Here is a 23,121-nt window from a genome sequence, read left to right as displayed (position 1 = left end):
CGATCATTCGGACTGACCCTCGGCCGTGCGGCGGCGTGACCGCGTTGGGACGAGATCTTCTTGCGCCGACGGCGGCGCGCTATGCAGTTCGATTGGCTCGATTTCGTCGCCGCGATATTTGGCCTCGGCCGCAGACAGGCGGATGGTCTCGCCGACCTCTCGCAACAGCCCCCCAAACCAGAACGGCTGTGCTACACGATAGTCTTTCGTCATTTTCATGTTCAGCCCCTTAATCCACAGCCGTCACAACTGACGACCCCTCAATAATCTCCCACATTCCCTGCGACGATCCGGTGCGGACGTGGACCTTGTCTCCGATCCGGGCGACCGGCTTGCCACCCTCACCGCCCAGCCGGACATCCGCTGCCTTGACCGTTACAGTCGGGGCCTCAATCGTCACGGCATCGCCCTGCACCGTGATCGTCACGCCACCGATCGCGAACACGGCCGCATCGCCATCGCCCGATGGCGCGGGCGTGTCCGAGGTAAAGCCCCCATAAGCCGCGACCGATGTTGCGCCGACCTCGCCGCCTGGCGAAAACACCGTCATCACCTCGCCCACGGTCGGCGGGTTCCAGCTGCGCCGTGCCCCGGCGCGTTCTGGCCACGGGATTGGTGGCGTCACCAGTGCCGCGCCCTCGGCCCCGACATCGACGCGGACAAGGCCGTTTGCGGCGTCCACCTCGGTCACGCGCCCGACGCGGATCATGTTTGTCATGCGACGATGGATTTCCGACTGCTGGCGCATGATTTCGGCAAGGATGCGGTCAAGGCTGGCCATCAGATGCCCTCCGCCAGCTTCGCCGGGCTGATGGTCAGATCGCCCGCGTGATCCGGGATCGCCAGCTGGTCATGTGGCCCCGCGCCCATCTCATCCGCGCCGATGCGCAGCGGGATCTGGAACGCCACCGCATGCAGCGCCACGCCGCGCTTATCGACCTCGCCAGTATAAAGCGCCTCCATCCGCTGATCCTGCGCAAGGCCGATCACACCCTCGACATTCGGTCGCCACAGCTCGACCTCGGCCGCGACCCACTCCATCAGATCCGTGCCGGCCACCGCGCGGGCCACGGTGTCGGTGATGATATAGGCCGCGATGCTGGCCAGATAGCGGCGCTGGCCATTGGCCTGTGCCTTGGATCGCGTGGCCCCCAGAAAGGCCAACCGGATCGCCGGGGCGTGGAAGCTTTCGCGGGTCAGTTCGAAGGCGTCGAACCGGCCGCGCGAAATCTCGACATTGAACCGGCGCAGGTCACCCTGAAGGCTGACCTTCGAAGCGGTTTCAAGGCGGGCTTTAAGGGCCTCCAGAACGGCGTTGATTTTCATTCGCCGGCCCCCTCAAAAACGGCGCTGGTGAACTCGGCCACAGCGTCCTCGATGTCGGCGATATTTTCGGTGGACAGCCCCAGATAGGGGCGCGCGGGGATGGTAACGGATTTGACATAGATCGGCTGATTATTTGCGCCTGCGAAAAATCGCAGCGATTTTGCACTCTTGGCGCTGATCTTGCCGCCGGTCTGGTGGATACGGGCATAGTTCAAGGGCGACCCGACTTTGATCTCATCAAGGTTCGCGATGTAGTCGATACTCTCGGCCAGCCGGTGGCTGGCATAAAGGATCGACGTCCCACGCTGGTTCGGTGCCCACGCTGTGCCGTCCGGCCCGGTCTTTTCGGCGCTGATCCGGTGGCGGGTCTGCTCTTGGACAAGTCGGCCGATGCTGTCCATCAGTTCGAACTGATCGGCGGGGTCGGCCAGCCGCGCCATCGCCGCGACCACGGCGTCAAAGCCGCGATCGGTGATTTCTAAGGTCAGCGCGACGCCCATCAGTTGCCACCCCGCCCATTGGGCCGCCGAAAGCGGCGCGGGTTGGCGACGAAATCAGCCCCGGACGCGGTGCCGCCCGCGTCGATTGCGGCCGAGGGTTCCGCATCGCCCAAACCGGCCCGGCCCGCACCGATGTCCTTCAAGAGCGCGATGGCGTGCTTGTATCGATCCTCGATGGTGACGGTCAGGCGGGTGTGGCTGTTGGCCAGAATATAGGCGGCGATGTCGATGCAGGGCCGTTCCAGCGCCCGAGGCTGGCGGGCCAGCGGGATCTGATAGCGCGCCGACAGCCAGCCGTCGATCTCGGCCGAGGCTTGCGCCAGCGCCTGATCGACGGTGGCCTCGGGATCGGTCACATCAACCGGCGTCAGATCGGTCAGGAAGTCCTGACCATAAACGGTGATGATGGTGGCGCGGGTGGCGTAGATCATGGGTCAGGCCGTCACATGCTTGACGGCCCACATCACGGCCTCTTCGATTTTGGTGCGGGCAATCGACAACTCACGCGAGGACGCCCCTTCCGGCAAAGCATGCAGGAAGTTTTCACCGGCATCCTTAATCGCACCGATCTGGTATTTTTCGCCATCGGTCAGGATACGATATTGATGGCGGATCGGGCTGTTCTCGACGCGAGAATTATCTGTGTCAGCAATCGTTGCGGTCATGTCACACCTCTTGAAAATGGGTGCCGGTCTTTCCCGGCTGTCACGCCCATATTTTCGCACTGTTGCTTGGCCCGTGCCGCGCAGAGCGCGGCTTTGGCCTCATGCTGGGGATTGACGTTTGCCCGCTGCATAAATTGGGTTGTTGATGTCCTTTCGGATTACTCGACCACACTGAACTCGTTGACAGTGGCCAGCGCGGCGGCTTCGTCCTCAGTCAGCGGCTCGAAACTGATCTTCAGCGCCGGGTCGTTCTGGAGCGCGGCCAGCTCGAAGGCCGACAGATCGCCAACCGGGATGCGGGTCGGGACCGTATCAAAGGCGCGCCCGACGCGGCGGCGGCGGCCTGCTGGGGCGCTGACCACGACAACCGCTGCGACGATCTCGCGCAGATCATCGGCAAGATCGGCGACATCGCTGCCATCCATGATCGACAGGGTCGCGGCGGCAGCGGCCAGATCGGCAGCACTATCGGGCTGCGCGGCGGGTTTGCGAGGGGTACGTGCCATCGTCGCCCCCCCCTTACGCGGCCAGCCACGGTGACATCAGCACCTCGGCTTTTTTGTATTGCGGGTTATCCGCGCCGCTGGTGGTGCGCTGAACGCCCACGATCTCGTTGGCCGCGTCTTCCAATTCAGGCGGAACGACCAGCAGGTTCGGCACGATGTTCAGCGGCCGCCCACCGTCACCCTTCAGCCCGGCCATCTTGGCGCGGAACTCTTTGAACGCATCGGCACTCAGCTCATCCTTGGAGCCATAGGCCAGTTGCCAATAGCTGTAGCCCGCAGCCCCGCGCGAGCGCGTGCCATAAAGGAACTCGTCATTCATAAACACGCGGTCGGATTTCGCCGGGTCATCATGGATAATCAGCTCGGGCTTGATCCGGTCCTGATAGATGATCGGCTTGACTGGCCGCGTGGTGCACAGCAGGAACCACGCCGGGCCGCTGCCCGCCTGATAGTTCGAGACCGAAACCTCTTTACCGTCACGGACCACCGGGTGATCGGCGTCAAAGAAGTTCTGGCCGTCATAGCAGGCACCGGCAAAGCCAGACGCCAGCGCCTGATAGGCCAGTTCCTCGGGATGCTCGGCGGCAGCCATTGCCATGGCGCGAATGGCCGGGGCATAGGTGCCGACGTTGTCGTCTTCGATCGCCTCGCGCTGGACGGCAACCGTGTCTTCGAACTTGCGGTTGCGCAGCATGTAAGCCTCGGCCTCAAGGCGCTTGATGTGGCGTTCGGCGATCCATTCTTTCATGCCGGGGATCTGGCCCAGCCACGCATAGGTCTCGACGAGCGCGGTCGAGTTCACGACCTCGGTAAAGCGAGTGTAGGTCGGTGCGGCGCTGGCAAACGCGCCCTGAAAGATCGCCTGAAAGCCCGTATTCACGGCCTCCAGAACTTCGCGGGTTACAGCGCCACGGCGGGCGATAGGGGTGCTCATAGGTTAGTCCTTTGTTTGAGGGTCAGGCGATGGTCACCCAGACGCCGCCGGGTTCGACGGCGCGGACGCGGCCCGCCTTGGGGCGGTTCGTGCCGCCGTTGGATTTGGCGACCGTCTCGTTATCAAAGACAAAGCAGTCGGCGCCGATCTCGGCTGCGGTGACGGCATCGGTTGCGGCGTTGGCCAGCAGGAAGGTGCCGGTGCGCACCTGGACGGATCGGGCGCCTTTCGCACCGCCGCTGTTGTCTGCGGCATCTTGGGCGATGCCGACCGTCACCAGCCCGGCGGTGGCCGCGCCGGGGACAGCCGCGCCCGCCTGCAAGCAGACGATGGTGCCCGCGTGGATTACTGCATTTGCGGCAACCTCATAAGCAAAGCGGCTGCCTTGACGTTCCAGTGTATTGCGGTCGTTGGTCACGGCCATTTGGTCAGTCCTTCGGTCAGGCGGCAGCGCCGCGCGTTTTGATGAAATCCGCCTCGGACAGGCCAAGGCTGGCGGCGATGTGGCGCTCGGTGTCGGACAGCGTGCCTGAAGGCGCGGCGGGCAGGGTTACGTTCGGGTCCGCGATGACCTTGGGCAGCGCGGCGCACAACTGCTTGACCTGCTCAAACCCGGCATCGGTCGCGGCCAGCGCGACATAATGCGGCTTTGACGCCGGGGCGATCTTGCCCTCGGACACGGCGGCAGTCAGCACGGTTTCGATCTCGGCGTCACGCGCCGCCTTGCGGATCGACGCCACCTCAGCCTCGGCCGAGGTGGCGCGAGCCAGTGCGGTGTCATAATCCGCGCGCGGCATATAGCGGTCGGGTGCAGGGGCTGCCTGCGCCGCTGCCAGTTCGATGCGGCCAGTTTCGATCGCGGTAAGGATCGCAGCCTCGTCCGCATCATCGGAAAGGCCGAGGGCCTTGGCGATAGCCTTCATGTCAGAGTCTCCATTGGTGGTTTGCGACCGCGCCAGCGCGGCCATAGAAAAGGCAGGGCGATTGACCAGAGAGATTGCGGACAGGGCCACGATCTCGCCTGTCAGCTGGTCAACGCGAAACTCGGGGCTGATGAAACGCCATTCGCGCGCGACGATGCGGGCAGCGGCAGCGGCGGTCCATTCGACCCGCGCCCAGATGCCGTCCGCTCGCACCTCGACCAGATCGGACCAGCCCGCCGCCACGCTGTCACCGCCATTGGTCGGATCGAAATGGCTGCGGTGGTCGTAATCAACAAGGATCGGCAGCGGCCCGGCCATGATGCGGGCAACCAACGCGGCCGGATCGGTCAGGCGAAAGACCCGGCCGTCATTTGCGGTGACGACCGGGCCGGCCGGGAACACCTGCACCCATTCCGGCGCGCTGACGCTGCCCACCGCCGCGTGGGTGGGGTCAGGGGCAGCGATCTGAAACGCCAGAACTGCCGCCTCTGTGGCGGCGTGATTGGAGTTGAAGGAGGAGGTTTCAGGTTTGGTGCTCATGCGCCGGGTCTAACCCGTGCTGGCGCGATGAACGCCAGTGGCGTTACTACCCGGTTCGCAATTTTATGCCTAGCATGACGCTAAGTCGATAACCACACCGGGTACCGGCCCCCAGATCACTTTTGGAAGCCGGATAAAAGCCCCTAGAAGGGGTGCGCGGCGGCTTCGGGCACACAGGGGCCAAATAAAAGGCCACGCCGCTCCTGATGCATTTTTTTGAAGGGCACTGGAAGGGTTGAATTCTGGCCTCGCGGACCGCATATCTGCATTGAGGCGGGCACGTCGTCAGGCAGCCACTTGCGCTGCGCGGGAAAGTGACGCACCCCACCGCCTCAATCCACCCACATCCAGCCTTTTGACGGCAGGCCACCGTTCTGGCCACGCTTATAAAGGTGCCGCAGGAATACGCGCTTGCCGTCGGCGGTGCGCACTGTTGCGGCCCACCACATCGTTCCTTCGTGCTCGACGCTAAATCCAAAAGTCCGGTCGTGGCCGATTGATCGGGCCATGCGCCCTTGCAACAGCATCTTTTGAACCACACCATAATCAGGCGCTGACAGATATGACCGCTCGTCACGCTTCTCGACACGCTGATGATGGGCGTCGGCGACCGAGAACTCGACCACTGGCGCATCGGTCTGCATCAGCCGTGCCAGATCGTCAGGCAGCGAGGCCACAGGCTCGGCCACATGACCAAGGGCGCGATTTTCAGGGCTGTGATCGCCCGGCCCGCGATACGGAAAATCGCCGTCGGCAATGGCGCGGAACTTGCGCCCAGACGTCAGGTCCGCCACCGCCGCACTGCGTTGCGCGTCAGACATTTCAGCCAACCGCCCCGCCAGCAACTTTTGCGCATTCTCGACCCGACGCAGGCCGGGGTTGCCCTGCCAGCCGGGGTCGATGCCCTTAGGCACCTCGACCACCTCGCCAGTGCGGGCGTTGGTCCAGCGATAGGTTTCGACGGCTGGTGCGGGCGCATCCGGGTCATAGTTGTTCCGCAGCGCTTCGCGCCGGGTGATCTGGCGCACCCGGCATTTGCACAGCCAGCCGTTCGGCGGATAGTGCGTGGTCCACCAGACATGATCGACCGGCAGGATGGTGCCAACCCAACTGACGTGCAGCGGGCGTTTGTTCTCGGCCGAGGACAGCTCATAGATCAGAAAGGGCAGCGCGCGCTTGGTCCTTTGGGTCCGCTCCCATTCGCCCGCCGCGCGAGCGGTGGACATGTTCGCCCAGTAGATCGTGCGCAGCCGGTGCAGCGCCCCAAGACGAACGACCTCGCCCGTCTCTGGGTGCTTCTGGAAACCCCACCAACCCTTCTTGCGCAGGATCGGCTCCAGTTCGTCGGCGAACTCGCCAAAGTCCTTGTAATTGCGGCGGGCATCCGAGACGGCCTTGCGAATATCCTCCAGCACGTCATAACCGGTCGTCTTTGCCACCGTAAAATCGGTGGCGTGCTCATAGGGCGCAACATCGCGCCAGTCATAGCTGGGGCGGCGGCGCTTGGAATCGAAATAGCGCGTGACCTCTTCGGGGGCCTCGGTAAAGGGGTTATCGTCCGAGGTCGCCATCGCCACGCGCCTTCATCGTCAGGATCGCCAGTCGCCGGGCCAGCGCCGAAGTGTCGGGCTGCATCTGATCCAGCCGTGCAAGGAACTCATCATAGCCGCCACCCGCTGCCTGCACCTCGTCCAGCGCCTGCAGGATTGGGTCGATGATCGGCGCCATGTCCAGATGCCATTCGGCCAGCGCCTCGGCCACCAGCGGGTCATCCTCGGGCGGCGGGGTCGCGCTGGCGCGATGCGTGGTGCCGCAGCCGGGGCAGCACCCGGCGATCTGCCGAGCGACATGGGCCGGGGCGTCAGCCACCAGAGTGCCGGGTACCCTCAGGATTGCATCGCCCGCCTCGGGCACGCGGATACCCATCTTGGCCGCCACGTCCACGACGGCAACCGGCTGGCCCAAAGGCACAACGCGGGCCACGGCCTCGGTGAATTCTTTGACGTCCTCGGGATCTTCGACCGGCCAGCTGACGACAGGCGCAGCCACATCCGGCCCAAAGTTGAAGGCGATGAAAGGCGCAATCAGGTCGCGGTTGACCGTGGTGCCCAGCTGTTTGGCGTCGGCGCGGCGGATATCCAGCCGCACTTCATCATGGATCTCGGACTGTGACCGGCTGGACCCTTCGTCTGTGGTCATGGTCTGGCCGATCACGGCCTTGCTGACCTGCTTGTCCAGGTATTCAGCCATCGCACCAAAGACTGCGTTGCCGCTGCCACCCTTGGCTTCGATAAACTCGATCTCCATGCCCATCGGGATGATCGCGGCGGCATCAGTCGCCAGATCGCGCACCGCGCGAAGCAGCACCCGCCGCTCCTCGGCCGAGGCCCCGCGATCATATTTGCCGACGCGCAGCGGCATCCCGAATATTTCCAGAAACGCCGCCCAGTCCTGAAGCGTGTAGGACTTGAGCATGAAGGTCCACGCCACCAGCCGCGCAAGACCCGCGCGCACGGTCAGGCCGGATTTCAGATGCGGGCGATGAACGATCAGCGACCACGGTGGGATCGGACGGCCCTCGCGGATCTCTGCATCGCGGATGCGCAGATCGTCGCCCGCGAACTGGAAGGCGCGCGGATCTTCGAAACGGTATTCAGCGGGCTTCCAGACCGCGCCATAGTTCCAGATCGGCTGCACCACCGCATAGCCCTTGGCCAGCGCATCCAGTAGGTTGTCGATCATGTCGTCAAAGATCGGCGCGGCCACCAGTTCCTGCACAGCCACCGCCGCCGCTTTGGCCTTGGCGTCTGTCCCGCCCGCCCTGACGATCGGTTCGATCCCGCTGACCGCGCGCTTACGCTGGCCAAGGACCGAGGCGTAATGCGTGTCGCGCTCTTCCATTTCCTCGGCCAGCGTCAGCAGATCGCGGTTATCCCCGCCGTTCGCCGCTTTCAGGATCGCCGCCAGCTTTTCCGGCGTCAGCCCGCTGGCGATGCTGTTGGCCCATGCCTGCCGCACACCCGTCGTACTGGGCGGCATCACGCTGTCAGTCAGCGCCTGCATCTCAACGGGGCGGCCATCCGGCCCCAGCACCCGGCTTTCACGTTTTACCATCACCACAATCCTCCGCGCCGCCGAAAGCCGGGGGCGTCTTCACTGTCCCAATCGTCGGGGTCTGCATCATCATCGCCGCCGACCGGCTGATAGCCGTATTCCGCGCCGATCTGGCGCGAGGCGAACCACATCAGCGCCCCCGCAATGGCGCTGTCACCATGCCGGTCATAACCGTCACTGCCCTTGAAACGGTGGCCCTCCGGCACCCGGATCACGCCGTTCACATATTGCAGCGCTTGATGATCTTGCAGCACGTCAGCATGCTGCGGCAGGATGATCGTGCGGTCGCTGAACGCCTCGATATAGGCGGGCATTTCCGCGCGATACCATTCCTGCGAGAAATGCACCTCAATCACGCGGCTGCCATACCGCTGTGCCGCTTTTTCGGCCAGATAGGCACCGTTGCCGGTCTTATCCAGCGCAGCCTTTGTCATGCGCGGTACCCGGTCAAAAACGTAATAAAGAATGTCACGCTGCTGATCGAAGGGAATATTGCGCAGCTCGACCATCAGCACGCTGCGCCGGGTCAGGTCGGGCAGTTCCTCGGCGATCAGGATGTCCGTCACGTCGCCTGATCGCGCGAAATCCTCGCCCGCATAATGGCGCAGGTTGCGATTCAGGCCGGATAGGATCGGACGCAGGTGCGTTTCACACCAATCACGCGCAGCGGCTTTGCGGGCCTCCTCGGGGGCGTCGCGGAAATCGTCGGGCTGCGACCAGCGGATGACCGGGATGTCCGGTTCCATGCAGGCTTCGATCTGAACGCGGGACAGGGCCGCGCCCTCGGCCTCGGCCGGGATTGCGTCCAGTTCCTGCCGCATCGCTGCGCGGCGCACGCCGTAAGAGGCGCGGATTTCGGCCTCCCACTCGGCTTCGACTTCAGGCGACCAGACCTTGCCCTTCATCTGGCAAACGCGCTTGTAAAGGCCGTTCGTGACGGCGGCTGCGAACGGAATATGATGGACCTTAAAGCCGTTTTTTCCCGCCCGCGCCTCAAGGATCAGCTCGTTGAAAGCGTTCAGAACCCCCTTATGCGTGCTGATGACCCGCACCTTGCCGCCCCAGATCAACAGCGCGTTCACCGCGTCGATCACCTCACGCACGTCGCGGTGATAGGCGGCCTCGTCAATGACCACGGTGCCCTGAAGGCCGCGAATGTTTGCCGGGTTCGATGACAGCGCCTCGACCCGGAACCCGCTGGCGAACTGGATGCGAAAGGCGCTGATGTCTTTCGTGGTGCCATCGGCGCGTTCGTCCTTGAAGATGAACTCTTCGATCGGGTGCAGCCCACCCGCGATGATCTTGGCGAAATGGGCAACATAGCCGATGAACTCGCGGCCCTTATCTTTGGTGTCGCCAATATAAAACACGTTGTCGCCCCCGGCCGAGCGGGCGGTCGCAGCAAGAATGGTGTCATCCAGCGCCTCGGCAAAAGTGATACCGGTGCGGCGGCCCTTTTCGGCCACCTTCAGCGTGGACTTGTCCGCCAGCCAGTCGATCTGATGTTGCATCAGGATGCCGTCAGCCAGCGGGTCCAGATCGTCGGGGATCTCACTGCCGGCCAGCAGATCATGGGGCAGCGCACCGGGGTCACGGGTCAGGACCGGCGGGCCGGAAACAAAGGCGGGATCGGGCTTCATCGCTCGGCCTCAATGTCGGTGATCCGCTTCAGCAGATGTTCGATGGTGGCCGCGCCACGGTTCAACGACCGGCACAGCCCGTCCATCATATGCCCGCTCAGATGCCGCCCCTGCAGCGCCTTAGCTTGCATCCGCAGATCATGGGCGATCTGCGCGGGCGAGGCGGGCGGGTTGTGGGGCGACATGCTCATTGATTTCCTCCACGCGCGCCAACGAGAACATCCCGCTTCCCAACAGCCGACGGCTTGGAAAGAATGCCCTCGACTTCCATCCGTTCAACGAGGCGTGCCGCATCGTTGTATCCAAGCCCCAGATTGCGCTGGATGAACGCGGTCGAACCGCGTTGCGCCAAGACCGTCAGCCCGACAGCCGCAGCATATTGCAGATCTTCTTTACTCCACATCGCCCAGGTATTCGTCATTGCTTCACCCCCAGAACCTCACGGCGGAAGAATGCCGCCTGTTCGTCAGTCAGGCCCTTTTCGACCCGCACTTTGTCGATCGCGTCATCAACCTGCCGCGCGAACTGCGCCTCAATCTCGCGCTTGCGGATCAGCGGCATCTTGGCCGCCGCTTCGGCGGCGCGCAGTGCGTTCGCCAGTTCCTGCGTCTGCTTGGGCGTGACCGATCCTTCCATCAATTCGAACACCAGCGTCTTGATGGTCTCGGCCGCCATGATGGTCAGATCGTCAGCGGCGTCCGGGTCCAACCGGTCGGTCAGCGCCGTCGTGATCGCCCGCACCTCTTCATGCCGCCGCGCCATCGAGGCCAGCCGGATCGAGTGGCGATTGAACGCGGAATAGCTGACCGGCTCCAACCCCAACGCCACCAGCTTTTCGTTGAACTCGTCGTGGATTTCGATCTGGGTGCGGTTGCGTTCGCGCAGCTCGTTGAACGCCCATGCAACCGCATCCGCCGCCTCGACCGGCAGCAGATCAATGGCGGAAAGCCGCCCGCGTCCGCGCCGCCGGGTCATCACCAGCCCCGCGTCGTTGACGGGATGCGGATGCCATCCAGATAGGTCCGACCGTCCAGATGGTCTTTGCCAGCAGGGGTAATCTTGGCCACCATAATGCCGTTGATCTCGCGAACGAGGACGGCGCTGACGGCATTGGCCAGCCACATCATCTGGCTGCGGACATAGGCGCGACTGCGGCGGAATGCGAAATCATCCAGCACCTTGTGCAGCATGGTCTCGTTCAGCATTCCACCGGGATCGTCCGCGATGGCCTTCAGCATCGTCAGACGGACGGTTTCGTCATAGTGGTCGCTGTAATCGTCAAAAACAGTCATGGCTCTTGGCTCCGGCGGCTGACTTGGATCATGTAATCTTCGATCCGGGTGACGGCCCGGCCCGTTGTGGTGGCGGTGCGGTCCAGCGCCTGCAACCGTTCGTTCAACTGCACCTGGGCGACGTTCAGTGCGTGAATTTCGCTGCGGGTCGGCAGGTGGCTCAGGTCACGCTCGACACTGGTCAGCCGCTTTTTGACGTCATCCATCTGGGCGGCCAGCTCTCGCATCTGGCTGCTGTCCAGCGCGGGTTTCGGGCTGTCAAACAGCCAGCCTTTGTGCCGAAACCACAGGCCCAGCACCATGACAACGATCACAACGACAGCACCCAGCGGTCCGCCTTGGGTTAGAAGTTGTTGGAAGTAGGTTTCCATCCCAGATAGACCCCCGAAATTGCAGCCCCGAGGGCGATCAGCGTATAGTTGACGGCAGCGGTCGAGGGCGGCCCTGCCCAGAAATGCACCGCAATCACGGTCCAGATACCTGCCGCCAGCGCCATGGCCGGAAACCGCAACCGGGCAACATGATGATGACGCAGCACCATCGCGGCGATCTGCATCGCGCCGATGACAAAGGCGATGACGGCCCAGACCGGCGGCGCGGCGGTGATAAAGCCCTGATAGCTGGCGCGGGCCAGTATTTCTGGATGCAGCCACAGCATCCACGCCCACGCGAGCAGGTTTAGCGCCGAGAACACCTCGAAAATCCGCACCTCATCATGCAGCATAAAGCGCACCAGCCCCTGAACCGGCCAGGGCAGATCATCATACCGCATGGCGCAGCCTCCGGCGTTCATGGGCCCGCTGGCAGCGGATGCAGCGGATGGCGAAAGGTGCTGCCGCCCGCCGCTCGGCCGAGATCACGGCCCCGCAATCCTCGCAGTCAGCCGCGCCGGGACTGGCAACCGCCCGGCAGGCGCGGTCCGCAGCATTGGCCCGCTCGGCCTCGGCCAGTGCATCGGCATGTTCCAAGTCGCGTTCGTCCATCAGGCGTCAACCCGCGCTGAGATCAGAGGTAACACTTCTTCCAGTTTGGCGGTGGCGATCGAGATCAGCACATCTGCTGATGGTTGCAGCCGGGACAACGCATCGGGGACGCTGGCCGTGGCGTGCGCAATCGCCATATCTACGGCGGCATCCCCGCGCAGACCTTTCAAGATTGCAGCTCGGATGCCGCTCATCAGTGCGGAATGCAGCGCCTCACGGTGGCGGGCTTCAATCTCGATGCCCCAGCGGTCTCGGGCCACATTGGCGGCGCGGATCAGCAGCAGACCCAGAGCCGCGCCGATCAACTGAACGGCGGCGGGCAGGATGGTGGCGGCGAATTCAGCAAGCAAGCTGTTCATGGGGTGATCCTCAGGCAGAATGGGTGATGGCGGCAGTGTGGCTGGCGACGATCCAGCCCTCTTGCCCGGCGTAAATGACGCGCAGCCAGTGGCGGCCGCTGAACCAGCCTTCGCGCAGCACCGGCACGACGGCCTCGTGCGGGATCGTGGTCAGGACGTTCGGATTGAACGAGGGCCAGCGGCGCAGGTTCAGGCCGTCGCCGGGCGCGTCGATCTGGACGAGGTCGCTTGATACGGTCTCGGTCGATTGATCCTCGGCAACAACATCTGCCGGATCGTCACACCCCAGAATATGCGCGCGAACCTCTTCCAGCGGGAGCAGCGGGTTGGTGTCAATTTTGCGTCCGGGCGAAACATACCAGTGAGTGGTGATGTCGCGCAGCGTCGGGATGTCGGAAAACAGCACGGCCAGCAACTGGCACAGCGCGGTGATTTGTTTGATTGGATAGTCCATCCAGACGCCAGTGCCGTGTTGTTCGGTTGCGGCCTCGCGGATCTCGATACCTTGCACCGGGTCTTTATGAATGGCGGCTCCAAACCACGTCCGCCCGACGCCGGGCGCAACCGCGCTCATCTTGCCGGGGTTTACCAGCTCGATGCCGATCGAGAAATCATTACAGCCAGAACGCCCGTGAAAACTGGATGCGCCCGCGTGATTGGCGCGGCGGTTGACCGGCACCTGCTGAATGATCGTGCCGTCGATTTCGATCACGAAATGCACTGACACCTTGGCCGGATTGTCGCGCAGATAACCCGCCGCCGCACCTTTTTTGATGCTGCTGGCGGTATCGTGCAGGATCACGATTTCCGGGGTGATTTCGGGGCCGATCCAGCGGGCTTGCTGATACTCGACCCCGGTCAGTTTGTGATTTTTGATGTTCATGGCGGTCCTCTCGGGTTGAGAAGGACCATATTCGCGCGCGCGCGACGGGACGGCGGTAGCGGGGCTACCTAGTCAAACAGGCTTGCTTGACGTGGGTCTGGGCCAGCTTTGGCCTTGCGCCGGAATACAGTGGTGCGATGCACTTGCAATTGGCGCGCAATTTGATCTGCTGATACGCCGTCGCGCAGCATCGCGTCAATCCGGCGCTGTTTCTGGGCCAGACTGCCGACGGGCAACTCAACTACTGCGCCGCTGTTCCCGACCCGGAAATGATCGCAGATCAGTGCGGCGGCCTCTGGGCCAACGGCCTGTGTCAGCCAGTGATCCGGGCGTGGTCGCGCCGGGATCGTGACCCGGCTGCCCCCGCGTGCCGCAGCCAGGGCCAGCGCGGCGTCAAGCCCCGCAACCTCGGCAATCTCGGCCAGCAATGGGGGCAGCCAGTCATAGCTCATGCCGCGTCTCCTGCGGTGATCTTGCCCGCGCGGACGGCGGCGCGAACCTGACGGCCGAGGTGGTTCATAACCATGACCCAATCGGGACCGGTCATGACTTCGACCGGCTTTCCCGACATTTCGCCGGCCCAGAAATTAAAGCTGGTGGCCTCGGGACCAACCAACCGGAACTGCGCCAGCGCGATCTGATAGCCGGGGGCACGCAGGAACGCCGGGTCATATTTGTTGAAGTGCCAGTTCACACCGCGCCGCGCCGTCATGGCCTTCAGCGCCTCAATGATCTTCAGCGCATCCTCTGGCTCCAGCACCCACGCCGGGTTGTCGATCCCGGTCTGACGGCGCACGAAGGCAATCAGCGCCTTGTCATCACGCGTTGCGACCAGCCCAAGGTTCCACGCTGCGATCCACAGCGCCTGCAGCTTGGCCGCATAGCGCCCGCCCAAAGGCTTGCGCCGGGGCTTGCTGACCGGCCCGCGCCCGCCCAGCAGGCGATCACATTCGTCCAGCAGGTTGTGCAGCTGCACCGGGCGCAGGGTCCGCGTGGACCGCTGGCCGGTCACACGCTCGACCACGTCGCGCCAGTCCTCGTCCTCAAGGCCCAATTGACGGCGTTTGATCTGGACTGCGGCAAGGGCGCTCATGACAGCGCCCCCGCCAGTTTTGCGTCAGCGGCGAACCAGTTCGTCGTCCGCCCGGCCCATTTCTTCTGAAATGAGGAACAAGAGCGACGAGAGGTTTTCAGGCGCTGACATGTGCAGGTTGGGTGCGCGGCTTGGCATGTTGTCGAGCAGATCAACAATCGCGTTGAGCGCACCGCGCGCCCGATCAAGCTTTTCGCTCGCGCTGTTGATGTCAGGCATTCACGGCCTCCGCGAACATGTCGCGTGACATACCCCGCAAAGGCGCGTCGATCATGCGCATGTCCAGCATCTCGTGAATTGCATTTTCCAGCCTCCAGCGAGAATAGTTGCCAGAAGCCCAAAGCTGATCGAAGGTCCAGTCTTGTTCGACCGCTTGCAGGACGCGCACGTAGATTGGCTTCTTGGTCAGCACGTCGCAATTCAGTTTTTGCAGTCGAAACTTCGCCTCGGCCAATGCCTGCGCCTCCATCGCAGCAAAGGCGCGGTGAACCGCGACGTGCATCTTGCGGGCGGTCGGAGTTTTCAGGACAGCGGAAAGGCCGTTGGCCCCCGCATGGGTGAAAACTAGCGTCCGAAAGTCGTCCCGCTTTTTGGCCGATGTGGTCACAATCTGTGACCACATCTGGTCCTCTTCGGCCTCTGTCAGGCGGAAGGCAAAGTCCTCGGGAAAGATGTCCTGATTGCGCTTCACGGCTTGGTTGATCGCCCTGACGCTGGTCCCATAGACCTCGGCCAGATCGGCGGACAGGATAAAGGGCGTTCGCCCCGGCAGGGTGTGAATACGGGCCTGAATCCCCGCAATGTCGAACAGTGTCGTCATGGCCGTCTCCATTGGTTACGCGGAAGGCGAATGCCTTCCGGGTGTTAGAACGACTGCCAATGGTCAGTCCCCGCGCGCCTTTAGGCTTTCGCCCTGGACAAACACGCAGCACCCGGAAGTGGATCGGTTCTGATGAACCGCCGTTCGGGGCGTAACCGCCATTGGTAGCCATCAGGGCGGGTTCTAAACCGCTTGCTGACAGGCCCAAGATGGGGCGGTTCGCCGGAATTGTCAAATATTGGTTCATGTCACACCGCCGACAGGCTGATCGGGATCATCTTCCAGCCTGCGCGCGGGTTTTCGCGGCGGCTGATGCGGACGTATTCTTTCGAACCGACGACGCGCATACTGTCGCCGATAGCCTCCATGGCGCGATCCCAGATCGGGTGCTTGATCGGCAGGCGGCGCAACGAGTAAAGCGCCTCGCGGTTCACGGTACCCACCTTGTTGACCTGAAAGCCGTGGTTCATCAGCATTTCGATTTCGGGCGGCAGGCCGTCTGAAAACTCGGCGATATATTCGTCCACCAATTGCTTGGCGATTTGCAGCTCGGGGCCAAAGACGATGTTATCGGCCACCTGCACCTCGACCTTGGTGCAGCCGTCGAAACTGGTCAGGGTGACATTGCCCTTTTGCCCGCCGCGCTTGACGCCGTATTTCTCGGCCATCAGCTCCAGCGTGGTGTTCACATCGTCATAGGTGTGACCTTTGAACCGGGCGACCTGTGCGGACAGTTCCTCGGCAAATTCGGCGATCTTGGCGACGGTCTGGTCGATCAGCTGATCGACCTCGCTGACCATCTCGACCGGAACCGCGCGACCCTTGCTGTCGGTCATATGGGTGCGGTCGGTTCCGCTGGTGATGATTTGGTCCATTGGTTTAGTCCTTTTCTGTGAAGGGGAGCTGGATGTTGGCGGCGCTGGTCATTTCAGCACCCCCGCGCCGCGATTTTCCCACGCCGCTTTCAGATCATCGGCGGTGATGTCGCGATCATGGCCGGTGGCGATCATGCCAGCGGTCAGGACCGTTTCGCGCAGCGTCCCGAAACCGCCCGGCATCCGGGCGATTTTGCGGGCCATTTCGATGGCGGCCGGATCGGGCAGGTTCCATGCCGCCACGATGGCTTCCAGATCTTCAGGATAGGGTCGCAGCACGTTCAGACGGTGGCCGACGCGGCGGGCGACCTGGGCGCTGCTGTGGCGCGGATCGCGGCCGGCATAAGGCGTCTTGCCTTCTTCGTTGCCCAGCAAAACCAGCCCGCATTTGGCCATGTCACGAAAATGACGAAGCTCGTTGATCGCGTCCTCGCCAAGGTTCTGCGCCTCGTCCACGATCAACAAAGAATGGTGCCCGGTGCGCTTCAGTGCCGAGGTGATCGCCCGTTTGAATTGCGCGCCGTCGCGGATGTCGAGGCCCATTTCTGCCGCAATCTCGGCCTTCATCGTGTGGACGGCGGCGGATGAAGGCGACAGCGTGACATGGGTCACATGCGGACGGCTGGCGGCAAAGGTCTCGGCAGCCAGCGATTTGCCAAGGCCGGACGCGACCGTGATGACCGCCATGGTCGGGATCATCTGCGCATAGGTAAAGGCGGTAAACAGTTCTCGTGCCAACCGCGTCTGAACAAAGCCGGGTTCCACCGGCATCCCGCGTGAAACCTCCAGCGTGGCGAGGCGGCTGTTCAGAAAGTTCTGCACCCGCTGCGTCGTGGTGTCGTAACGGCCCGAATAAGTGCCGTCATACCACGCCGAAAACGTACCCAGCGGCATGTCTGCGCGGCGGGCGACCTCGGATTTGGTCCAGCCCTCGACCGCTGCCACATCGCGGATTGCCGTCGTGACCTCCTGCCAGCGGTCCAAGACTGCCTGATCGCTGATCGCAGCGGTCTGGCGCGGCAATTCCCAGCCCTCTTGTTTCGCCTGCGTATTCATGTGTATTCTCCTCGTGATCTACTTTTCGGGGGCGCTTTATGCGTCCCTGTTTTTTTCGGGCAGGCGGATCACCTCCCCGCTCATCCGCTCGACCCCGCGCATGAAGGCGTCAGGATCGGCGTTGATTTCGGCCTTGCGAACCGTGTTGCCAGTTACGATCCGCGTCACGCCTGCGGACAGGGCGGGCAGTTCCGAGGCGTCCGGGATCAAATCGGCCACCTGATCCGGCGTCAGCTCGCGATGCAGATCCGCAACCTCGCGCAATTTGCGCATAAAAGTCTTGCGTTTGCGTTCGATCTCGCGGGCAGCCTCCCAACTGTCAAAGCCCTCGGGGGCCAGACAGGTCGCGCGGCAGATCGGCTGACCGGCCAGCGTATAAACCAGCAGATCGTCATGCAGGTTGTCGGGGTCAAAGCGGATCATCAGCTTGCGGCCGCGATAGCCGATCAGCGCCTCGTCCCAATAACGGTTGCCTGCCAGATGGATTTCGCCGTTCGGTTGGCGGGCGGACACGCCCAGACCGGCCAACAGAAAGAACTCACGCTGTGCATCGGTCGCGCGGCGCACCAGCGTCGTCGGGGCCTCATAGCTGTCGCGGAAGGTCTCCCACAGGCTGCGGCCCTGCGCGGTGTGCGATGTGCGTCCGGCCCGCAGGTTGTGGCGGCGGATTTCGCCCGCAACGAATTCGCGGAACTCGGCAATTGGGATCGCCCGGCTGCGGTAATTTTCGGGTTTGTTCAGCGGGTTGTTACCAAGATAGGCCCCAGCCACGCGCGGGTGTTTGGCGATCCTATCGGCAAAGTCGCGCCACGCCCGTTCGATCGGCTTTGACTGGCCGTGATAGGGCTTCACCGGATGCACCTTCACATCCAGATTTTCCAAGATCCCGGTCGGGTCTTCCTCTTTGATTTTGAACCGGAACCGCGTCGCCATCCGCCCGGTCAGCATCTTCGACATGAACGCGCGGCCGTTGTCGAAATAACAGTGCTGGGGGATGCCCCAGCTTTCGACCATATCGGCCAGCGCCAGCCGGATCAGTTCCTGACTTTCGCTGGCCGCAATCCGGTGCGACAGGATCAGCCCGGAATAAACGTCCTGAAAGCCGACGATCAGCGGGCGGCCAATATGGCCATCATCCCAGATTACCGCGACATCCCAGACGTGACCGTCGGCGTTTACGGCCTCCATCGCGGTCATGTGGTTACGGGTCCGGGTCAGTGACGGCACCAACCGTTGCGCCGCACGGCGTCCATCGCGCATCATGATGCCAGCCGCATGGCCAACCTCTTTTTCAATGCGGCGCTTCAGCGTTTTGGCGCTGGGGATTGGCGACCAGCCATGGGCGGCGGCAGCCTCGGCCATGCGGTCATAGCAGCTTTGAAACGATGGCTTTTCGGGGCGGTAATAGTCCGATTTGAGCATGCTCAAAGCGCGCTCATCGCACTCTGCAACCGCCGTCCGCCCGATATGCTGCGGCGTCAGCGCGGCCAGCCAATCGGCGGCGTCATAGCCTGTAATCAACTTGTAATACGATTTGACAGTTGAGGGCGAAACACCCTCAGCCCGCGCGACGATGTCAACGGCCACCTTCTGCGGCGCATCGGCCAGCAGCGCATTGACACGTTTGACGATCGCCAGCCGCACCTGCGCCTCGGCCTTTGCGGTGTCACTAGCGGTTTGATAGATCTTCCAGACCGCTTCTTTCCGGCTTGCGGCCAGCGCGGCGGCGGCTTTCTGTGCCTGCTCTATATCGGTCCGCGCACGGATTGCATCCTGTACCTCTTGCGGCAACAGCCCGATATGGTATTCGCGCCCACCACCCTGCGCCGCCCGGTCGCGCACCATCGCGGCACCGTCATGCGCCGCCCGGTCGCCCAGGTGGCGATACAGCGACCGCTTGGACGCGGGCAGCAAGGGCGAGTGCAGAGCCAGCAGGTCAGGGGCGGAAAACCATTCTTGCATGATTACGCCTCGGCATCATCAATGGGGGCCGCAGGCGATTTGCCGGTGCGAACCGCGCCGATCCGGCGCAGGAAATCATCCTGCCACCGCTTGGTGTCTGCGTTGGCCCATAACGAAGCCATCTTGCGCATCCACACCTCCTGCGGATGCTCGCTGGGTTTCGGGGTATCGCCTTTCAGCCGCACGCGTTTGCCATCTTTAACCTTGGTCAGTCCGCGCTCTTTCATGGCGCGGACAATCGCAAGGCGCTCCTCCGGTGCCTCTTTGGTCAGCGCCAAAAGCTGATGTTGGTTGTTTTCAAGCTCGGTTTCAGATATTTCAGCTTGCAGGCCGGGAGTTTTTGCAACCATCTTGGCGATCTGCATGGCGCGCTGGACGTCTCGTTCACCACAGCCAAGCGCATCCGCCATTTCCTCCGTGAAGCGCCGTGGGATCAAGTTGACAACATTGGCAACTTGATCCGATTTACGATCACCGCCGTGTTTTGCGCCCGGATTACGCGCCTCATATATCTGCTTTTCAACTGCCATGTGCAGTGCACGGTTCATGACCGACAGTTCTTGCCGGATCAGGTTTTCCTGCACTTCGGTCAGCCGAGCCTCTTCATCGCTCATGGGCCGGACAAAGGCCGGGATCGTTTCACGACCCAACTCGACAAATGCCGCAAACCGATGGTTGCCGCTGACAAGCAAGAACCCAGAACCATCAACATCAGGCCGCACCGTGATCGGATTTTGCAGGCCCCGCTCTTCAATATTATCCGCAAGCTGCATGACGCGCGCTTTCTTGACGAAACGCGCCCGCGTGTGATCCGTAGAAATCCGGTCCAGACGGACTTCCTGAACCTGCTCTATCTCACTCACCCGAACACCCCATAAGAAATCCAAATCCCTGCGATCAGCGATGCAAACAGCGCCACCGCGCCCAGCGCATCGCCCCACAAACTGTTGTCCAGCCGATCCGCCGCGCGTTTGACGCGATGGCGTAGGGCGGCAAGGCCACCCATAGGCACCAAACCGGCCAGCATCGCGCCCAGCGCGCCCCCCAGCGGCACCGCCGCAGGCGGCGGGACCACAGGCACCACCATTGGGCGCTGACCACCGGAAATTTGCAGCGGTGGCGTGACCCCAAAGACAACGGGGGCCTGCATCAATGGCGGACAAAACCACGCGCAACCACAGCGCAGTACCGCACCAGCAGGGCGCAGCGGCGGCTGGTCGCAGCGGCGTAAAACGATAGCCTTACCCGGCAGATCATCGCCCAGATGCCGCAGGCAATCGCCCCAGCGATCCATGCCGATCACCGTCGGCGCGTCATAGCCCGCGCGGCGGAAACCGACGCCCTCGATCCATTCCAGCGGCGTGTCAAATTCGGGGATCAGCGTCACGGCGTAGGCTGGTGCGGTCAGCGCGGTCAGCGCCACCGCCGTTTTCAGCGTCGAGGTGATCACAGGTCACCCCCAAACATTTCAGCGATGATGTCGCCAATATGCTCATTCAGTGCGGCACGGGCACCGTTCAGCAGGTTGATCGCCGCAGGCCCATTGAGGCTGACCAGCAGTTCAGTCATCAGCTCGACACGCTCGGCGTCGGGCAGTTCGGCCAGCAGCGACCGCGCCAACTCGGCGGCGTCACAGTTCGGACGGGACATCACGCGACACCCTTCATTTCTGCAACGTGAGATTTCAGGCGGGCCAGATAGCCCGCTTTGACGACATCAGGGCCAGCGTCTTCGATCAGTTGGGTCAGCAGTGCCGTGCCGATCTGGCCGCGTATGACGCCGAAGGACGCATTGCGCACGCTCTGCGGACGCCTGTTTTGCTCTTTGCACCAAGCCTCAAAACTGCTGCCGCTGGCACGGAACGCGCCCACGATGGCCTCGTGCAGCATGACGCCGGGCTGGTATGGGGGGGATTTATCTGCCATGTTTCACCTAACTGCGCGCCTAGGCGCTAACCTGTGATGGATATTAGGTTCCCGAATGGATACCGTCAAGCGGAAAGATACCGAATGGTGACTATTGGTGATCGTTTGCGAGATGAAAGAAGCCGATTAGGCTATAATCAGACGGATTTCTCGGGCCTTGCAGGGCAAAGCAAGCAGTCACAGATCCGCTACGAGGCGAACGAAAGATCTCCAGATGGGAACTATCTTTCGGCCATCGCAGGCCACGGCGCGGACGTGACCTATATCCTGACTGGCCAGCGCAGTTCGTTACCGCCTTCATCAGATGTTGATCCGGCTATCGGCCAGCGGCTGGCTGAATGGCGGCGCGGGCGCGGCCTGCCTATTGGCGATCTGGCCAGCCGCATCGGGGCCAGCATTGACTATATAGAAGAGGTCGAAAACGGCACGCGCGCACCCAAGCCCGCGCTGCTGTCCGCGCTGGCCCGCCTTGGCCTTGACCCCGACTGGCTGATGACCGGCGCGTATCCAGCCCTACCGCCAGTCGAAATCGACGGCAGCGCCTTTTCCCAGGTGCAGATGTATGAGGCCCAGCTGGCCGCAGGTGCCGGAGCGCTGAACAGCAGCGAAGAGGTGATCGGCAACCTGGCATTCCGTACCGACTGGCTGCGCCGCGAAGGCGTCACGCCCGGCGCAGCCTCGCTGGTCAGGGTGCGTGGTGACAGCATGGAACCGACCCTGCGCGACGGCGCACTGGTTCTGGTCGATCACAAGAACCGGGACGCTGCGCGCAAGGGCATTTATGCCCTGCGCATCGGTGATGACGTGCTGGTCAAGCGCCTGCAACAACAGGGCGACGTGCTGCTGATTAATTCTGACAACCCGGCCTATGACAGCCGCGTCCTGTCCGGCCACAATGCCGAACAGGTTGAAATCATTGGCCGCGTTGCATGGGCGGGCTATACGTTCCGGCAGTGACACCCCGAGAGAGGAGAGTGCCGTGAACGGGAACTACAAAACGACGATCAAGCTGCTGAACATCATCCAAGTGCTGGGCTGGTTAGGGCTGGTCAGAACGTCGAGGTCAAGCGCACAGTGGCACTGGCCATGACCGCCGTCACCCATAACCTCGGCCCGTGGCCGGAAAAGGAGGAGCTATGACCACCCGCATCGCATGGGCGTCAATCGCCCTGTCGATCCTGATCCTTGCCCTCGCCTATTGGGGGTTTGGCTGGTAACAGATCGGGGCGGCTTTCGGGTCGCCCCGCGCCTTTTTCGGGCAAAAAAGTGGCAGACTTCTCGCAGCCGCAGAATCCACGTCATACATCTGTATTTGTTGAGATTTTTCCTGTTTTCAGGACGATTTTAGAAGTTTGCCATTTGGCAGACTTCTCCCTTCCAGGCCGTTTCCAGAAATGCCCAGATCAGGTTCAGCGACGAACGCCTAACCTGCTTGATTTCATTGGGTTTAGTTGCTTCTAAAAGACTTCTGGAAGCCCTCACAGAAGCGCCCCAGATTTCGGCATTCTAGTGTCCCATCATCACACTTGCACGAATTCTAGTGTCCCGTGACCCGCCAACAAAACAGCCTGCACAGATGCCGCAAAGCCCTTATTTTGCTGGCTCTAACCGGCTAATCGCTGGTCAACCCGGATAATCCCGGAAATCATGGATTCAAGTGTCCCGTAACACTGCTTTTTTGATTTCCTTCATGGTTGTGTTTGTGTTTTCGGTTATTTTTGTATT

34 protein-coding genes are annotated in these 23,121 nt (G+C 62.5%); 1 reads left to right on the top strand and 33 read right to left on the bottom strand.

Going from position 1 to position 23,121, the window contains the following annotated elements; translation table 11 throughout:
* Window positions 1-3: 3 nt before the first annotated feature.
* The 33 genes from Q4G22_RS04795 to Q4G22_RS04635 form a co-directional block, all read right to left on the bottom strand.
* Window positions 4-219, bottom strand: coding sequence for a hypothetical protein (locus Q4G22_RS04795; protein ID WP_303384762.1), 216 nt, complete (start codon window positions 217-219; stop codon window positions 4-6).
* 10 nt (window positions 220-229) lie between these two features.
* On the bottom strand, window positions 230-781 hold the full coding sequence (locus Q4G22_RS04790) for a hypothetical protein (protein WP_303384761.1): 552 nt from the start codon (window positions 779-781) through the stop codon (window positions 230-232).
* Window positions 781-1,326 (bottom strand): hypothetical protein, encoded by a 546-nt coding sequence (locus Q4G22_RS04785; protein ID WP_303384760.1) that lies wholly within the window; start codon window positions 1,324-1,326, stop codon window positions 781-783. The genes Q4G22_RS04790 and Q4G22_RS04785 overlap by 1 nt, the downstream gene beginning before the upstream one ends.
* A complete protein-coding gene (locus tag Q4G22_RS04780; protein WP_303384759.1) occupies window positions 1,323-1,826 on the bottom strand; it encodes a phage virion morphogenesis protein in 504 nt (167 codons plus the stop codon). Before Q4G22_RS04780 ends, Q4G22_RS04785 begins: the two co-directional genes overlap by 4 nt.
* Window positions 1,826-2,257 carry a gp436 family protein gene (locus Q4G22_RS04775; RefSeq protein ID WP_303384758.1) on the bottom strand — a complete coding sequence of 144 codons (432 nt, stop codon included), beginning with the start codon at window positions 2,255-2,257 and terminating at the stop codon, window positions 1,826-1,828. The genes Q4G22_RS04780 and Q4G22_RS04775 overlap by 1 nt, the downstream gene beginning before the upstream one ends.
* 3 nt (window positions 2,258-2,260) lie before the next feature.
* Entirely contained in the window at window positions 2,261-2,491 is a 231-nt protein-coding gene (locus tag Q4G22_RS04770; protein ID WP_303384757.1) for a hypothetical protein, read from the bottom strand.
* Between the two features lie 158 nt (window positions 2,492-2,649).
* Entirely contained in the window at window positions 2,650-2,997 is a 348-nt protein-coding gene (locus tag Q4G22_RS04765) for a hypothetical protein (RefSeq protein WP_303384756.1), read from the bottom strand.
* A gap of 13 nt (window positions 2,998-3,010) precedes the next feature.
* Window positions 3,011-3,931 (bottom strand): Mu-like prophage major head subunit gpT family protein, encoded by a 921-nt coding sequence (locus Q4G22_RS04760; protein WP_303384755.1) that lies wholly within the window; start codon window positions 3,929-3,931, stop codon window positions 3,011-3,013.
* Between the two features lie 22 nt (window positions 3,932-3,953).
* The gene (locus Q4G22_RS04755) at window positions 3,954-4,355 is read right to left on the bottom strand and encodes a hypothetical protein (protein ID WP_303384754.1); all 402 of its coding nucleotides are present in this window, start codon (window positions 4,353-4,355) and stop codon (window positions 3,954-3,956) included.
* 16 nt (window positions 4,356-4,371) lie between these two features.
* A complete protein-coding gene (locus tag Q4G22_RS04750; RefSeq protein WP_303384753.1) occupies window positions 4,372-5,394 on the bottom strand; it encodes a phage protease in 1,023 nt (340 codons plus the stop codon).
* Window positions 5,395-5,726: 332 nt separating this feature from the next.
* Complete coding sequence (locus tag Q4G22_RS04745) at window positions 5,727-6,965, bottom strand: phage minor head protein (protein ID WP_303384752.1); 1,239 nt, start codon at window positions 6,963-6,965, stop codon at window positions 5,727-5,729.
* Complete coding sequence (locus Q4G22_RS04740) at window positions 6,946-8,508, bottom strand: DUF935 domain-containing protein (RefSeq protein ID WP_303384751.1); 1,563 nt, start codon at window positions 8,506-8,508, stop codon at window positions 6,946-6,948. The genes Q4G22_RS04745 and Q4G22_RS04740 overlap by 20 nt, the downstream gene beginning before the upstream one ends.
* A complete protein-coding gene (locus Q4G22_RS04735) occupies window positions 8,508-10,148 on the bottom strand; it encodes a hypothetical protein (protein ID WP_303384750.1) in 1,641 nt (546 codons plus the stop codon). Before Q4G22_RS04735 ends, Q4G22_RS04740 begins: the two co-directional genes overlap by 1 nt.
* Window positions 10,145-10,339, bottom strand: a complete 195-nt coding sequence (locus Q4G22_RS04730) for a hypothetical protein (RefSeq protein WP_303384749.1) — start codon at window positions 10,337-10,339, stop codon at window positions 10,145-10,147. Before Q4G22_RS04730 ends, Q4G22_RS04735 begins: the two co-directional genes overlap by 4 nt.
* Complete coding sequence (locus tag Q4G22_RS04725) at window positions 10,336-10,569, bottom strand: DNA translocase FtsK (RefSeq protein ID WP_303384748.1); 234 nt, start codon at window positions 10,567-10,569, stop codon at window positions 10,336-10,338. Before Q4G22_RS04725 ends, Q4G22_RS04730 begins: the two co-directional genes overlap by 4 nt.
* The gene (locus Q4G22_RS04720; protein WP_303384747.1) at window positions 10,566-11,123 is read right to left on the bottom strand and encodes a DUF3486 family protein; all 558 of its coding nucleotides are present in this window, start codon (window positions 11,121-11,123) and stop codon (window positions 10,566-10,568) included. The genes Q4G22_RS04725 and Q4G22_RS04720 overlap by 4 nt, the downstream gene beginning before the upstream one ends.
* Complete coding sequence (locus tag Q4G22_RS04715; protein ID WP_303384746.1) at window positions 11,123-11,440, bottom strand: hypothetical protein; 318 nt, start codon at window positions 11,438-11,440, stop codon at window positions 11,123-11,125. The genes Q4G22_RS04720 and Q4G22_RS04715 overlap by 1 nt, the downstream gene beginning before the upstream one ends.
* Entirely contained in the window at window positions 11,437-11,811 is a 375-nt protein-coding gene (locus tag Q4G22_RS04710) for a DUF2730 family protein (RefSeq protein WP_303384745.1), read from the bottom strand. Before Q4G22_RS04710 ends, Q4G22_RS04715 begins: the two co-directional genes overlap by 4 nt.
* Window positions 11,784-12,233: a hypothetical protein gene (locus Q4G22_RS04705; protein WP_303384744.1), complete on the bottom strand. Its 450-nt coding sequence runs from the start codon at window positions 12,231-12,233 to the stop codon at window positions 11,784-11,786. The genes Q4G22_RS04710 and Q4G22_RS04705 overlap by 28 nt, the downstream gene beginning before the upstream one ends.
* Window positions 12,202-12,423 carry a TraR/DksA C4-type zinc finger protein gene (locus Q4G22_RS04700; RefSeq protein WP_303384743.1) on the bottom strand — a complete coding sequence of 74 codons (222 nt, stop codon included), beginning with the start codon at window positions 12,421-12,423 and terminating at the stop codon, window positions 12,202-12,204. The genes Q4G22_RS04705 and Q4G22_RS04700 overlap by 32 nt, the downstream gene beginning before the upstream one ends.
* Window positions 12,423-12,782 (bottom strand): hypothetical protein, encoded by a 360-nt coding sequence (locus Q4G22_RS04695; RefSeq protein ID WP_303384742.1) that lies wholly within the window; start codon window positions 12,780-12,782, stop codon window positions 12,423-12,425. The genes Q4G22_RS04700 and Q4G22_RS04695 overlap by 1 nt, the downstream gene beginning before the upstream one ends.
* A 10-nt stretch (window positions 12,783-12,792) precedes the next feature.
* Window positions 12,793-13,665, bottom strand: a complete 873-nt coding sequence (locus Q4G22_RS04690) for an N-acetylmuramoyl-L-alanine amidase (RefSeq protein ID WP_303384741.1) — start codon at window positions 13,663-13,665, stop codon at window positions 12,793-12,795.
* 68 nt (window positions 13,666-13,733) lie between these two features.
* Window positions 13,734-14,117, bottom strand: coding sequence for a helix-turn-helix domain-containing protein (locus Q4G22_RS04685; RefSeq protein WP_303384740.1), 384 nt, complete (start codon window positions 14,115-14,117; stop codon window positions 13,734-13,736).
* Window positions 14,114-14,758 (bottom strand): regulatory protein GemA, encoded by a 645-nt coding sequence (locus tag Q4G22_RS04680; protein ID WP_303384739.1) that lies wholly within the window; start codon window positions 14,756-14,758, stop codon window positions 14,114-14,116. Before Q4G22_RS04680 ends, Q4G22_RS04685 begins: the two co-directional genes overlap by 4 nt.
* Before the next feature lie 24 nt (window positions 14,759-14,782).
* The gene (locus tag Q4G22_RS04675) at window positions 14,783-14,977 is read right to left on the bottom strand and encodes a hypothetical protein (protein ID WP_303384738.1); all 195 of its coding nucleotides are present in this window, start codon (window positions 14,975-14,977) and stop codon (window positions 14,783-14,785) included.
* Window positions 14,970-15,578 carry an ORF6N domain-containing protein gene (locus Q4G22_RS04670; RefSeq protein WP_303384737.1) on the bottom strand — a complete coding sequence of 203 codons (609 nt, stop codon included), beginning with the start codon at window positions 15,576-15,578 and terminating at the stop codon, window positions 14,970-14,972. The genes Q4G22_RS04675 and Q4G22_RS04670 overlap by 8 nt, the downstream gene beginning before the upstream one ends.
* A 248-nt stretch (window positions 15,579-15,826) precedes the next feature.
* Entirely contained in the window at window positions 15,827-16,453 is a 627-nt protein-coding gene (locus tag Q4G22_RS04665; protein ID WP_303384736.1) for a DUF3164 family protein, read from the bottom strand.
* A gap of 48 nt (window positions 16,454-16,501) precedes the next feature.
* Window positions 16,502-17,509, bottom strand: a complete 1,008-nt coding sequence (locus tag Q4G22_RS04660) for an AAA family ATPase (protein WP_303384735.1) — start codon at window positions 17,507-17,509, stop codon at window positions 16,502-16,504.
* A gap of 36 nt (window positions 17,510-17,545) precedes the next feature.
* Window positions 17,546-19,471, bottom strand: coding sequence for a transposase domain-containing protein (locus Q4G22_RS04655; RefSeq protein WP_303384734.1), 1,926 nt, complete (start codon window positions 19,469-19,471; stop codon window positions 17,546-17,548).
* A gap of 2 nt (window positions 19,472-19,473) precedes the next feature.
* Window positions 19,474-20,334 (bottom strand): ParB/RepB/Spo0J family partition protein, encoded by an 861-nt coding sequence (locus Q4G22_RS04650; protein ID WP_303384733.1) that lies wholly within the window; start codon window positions 20,332-20,334, stop codon window positions 19,474-19,476.
* Entirely contained in the window at window positions 20,331-20,921 is a 591-nt protein-coding gene (locus Q4G22_RS04645) for a hypothetical protein (protein WP_303384732.1), read from the bottom strand. The genes Q4G22_RS04650 and Q4G22_RS04645 overlap by 4 nt, the downstream gene beginning before the upstream one ends.
* The gene (locus tag Q4G22_RS04640) at window positions 20,918-21,121 is read right to left on the bottom strand and encodes a hypothetical protein (protein ID WP_303384731.1); all 204 of its coding nucleotides are present in this window, start codon (window positions 21,119-21,121) and stop codon (window positions 20,918-20,920) included. Before Q4G22_RS04640 ends, Q4G22_RS04645 begins: the two co-directional genes overlap by 4 nt.
* Window positions 21,121-21,360 (bottom strand): hypothetical protein, encoded by a 240-nt coding sequence (locus Q4G22_RS04635; RefSeq protein ID WP_303384730.1) that lies wholly within the window; start codon window positions 21,358-21,360, stop codon window positions 21,121-21,123. The genes Q4G22_RS04640 and Q4G22_RS04635 overlap by 1 nt, the downstream gene beginning before the upstream one ends.
* 291 nt (window positions 21,361-21,651) lie before the next feature.
* Between Q4G22_RS04635 and Q4G22_RS04630 the strand changes: the two genes are divergently transcribed.
* Window positions 21,652-22,353, top strand: a complete 702-nt coding sequence (locus Q4G22_RS04630) for a LexA family transcriptional regulator (RefSeq protein WP_303384729.1) — start codon at window positions 21,652-21,654, stop codon at window positions 22,351-22,353.
* The last annotated feature ends 768 nt before the right edge of the window (window positions 22,354-23,121 follow it).

The sequence above is a fragment of the Paracoccus sp. (in: a-proteobacteria) genome (genome assembly GCF_030538655.1).
In the GTDB taxonomy this organism is placed as follows: Bacteria; Pseudomonadota; Alphaproteobacteria; order Rhodobacterales; family Rhodobacteraceae; genus Paracoccus.
Note: the sequence above shows the minus strand (reverse complement) of the source record. Positions and strands in the feature narration are given on the sequence as shown.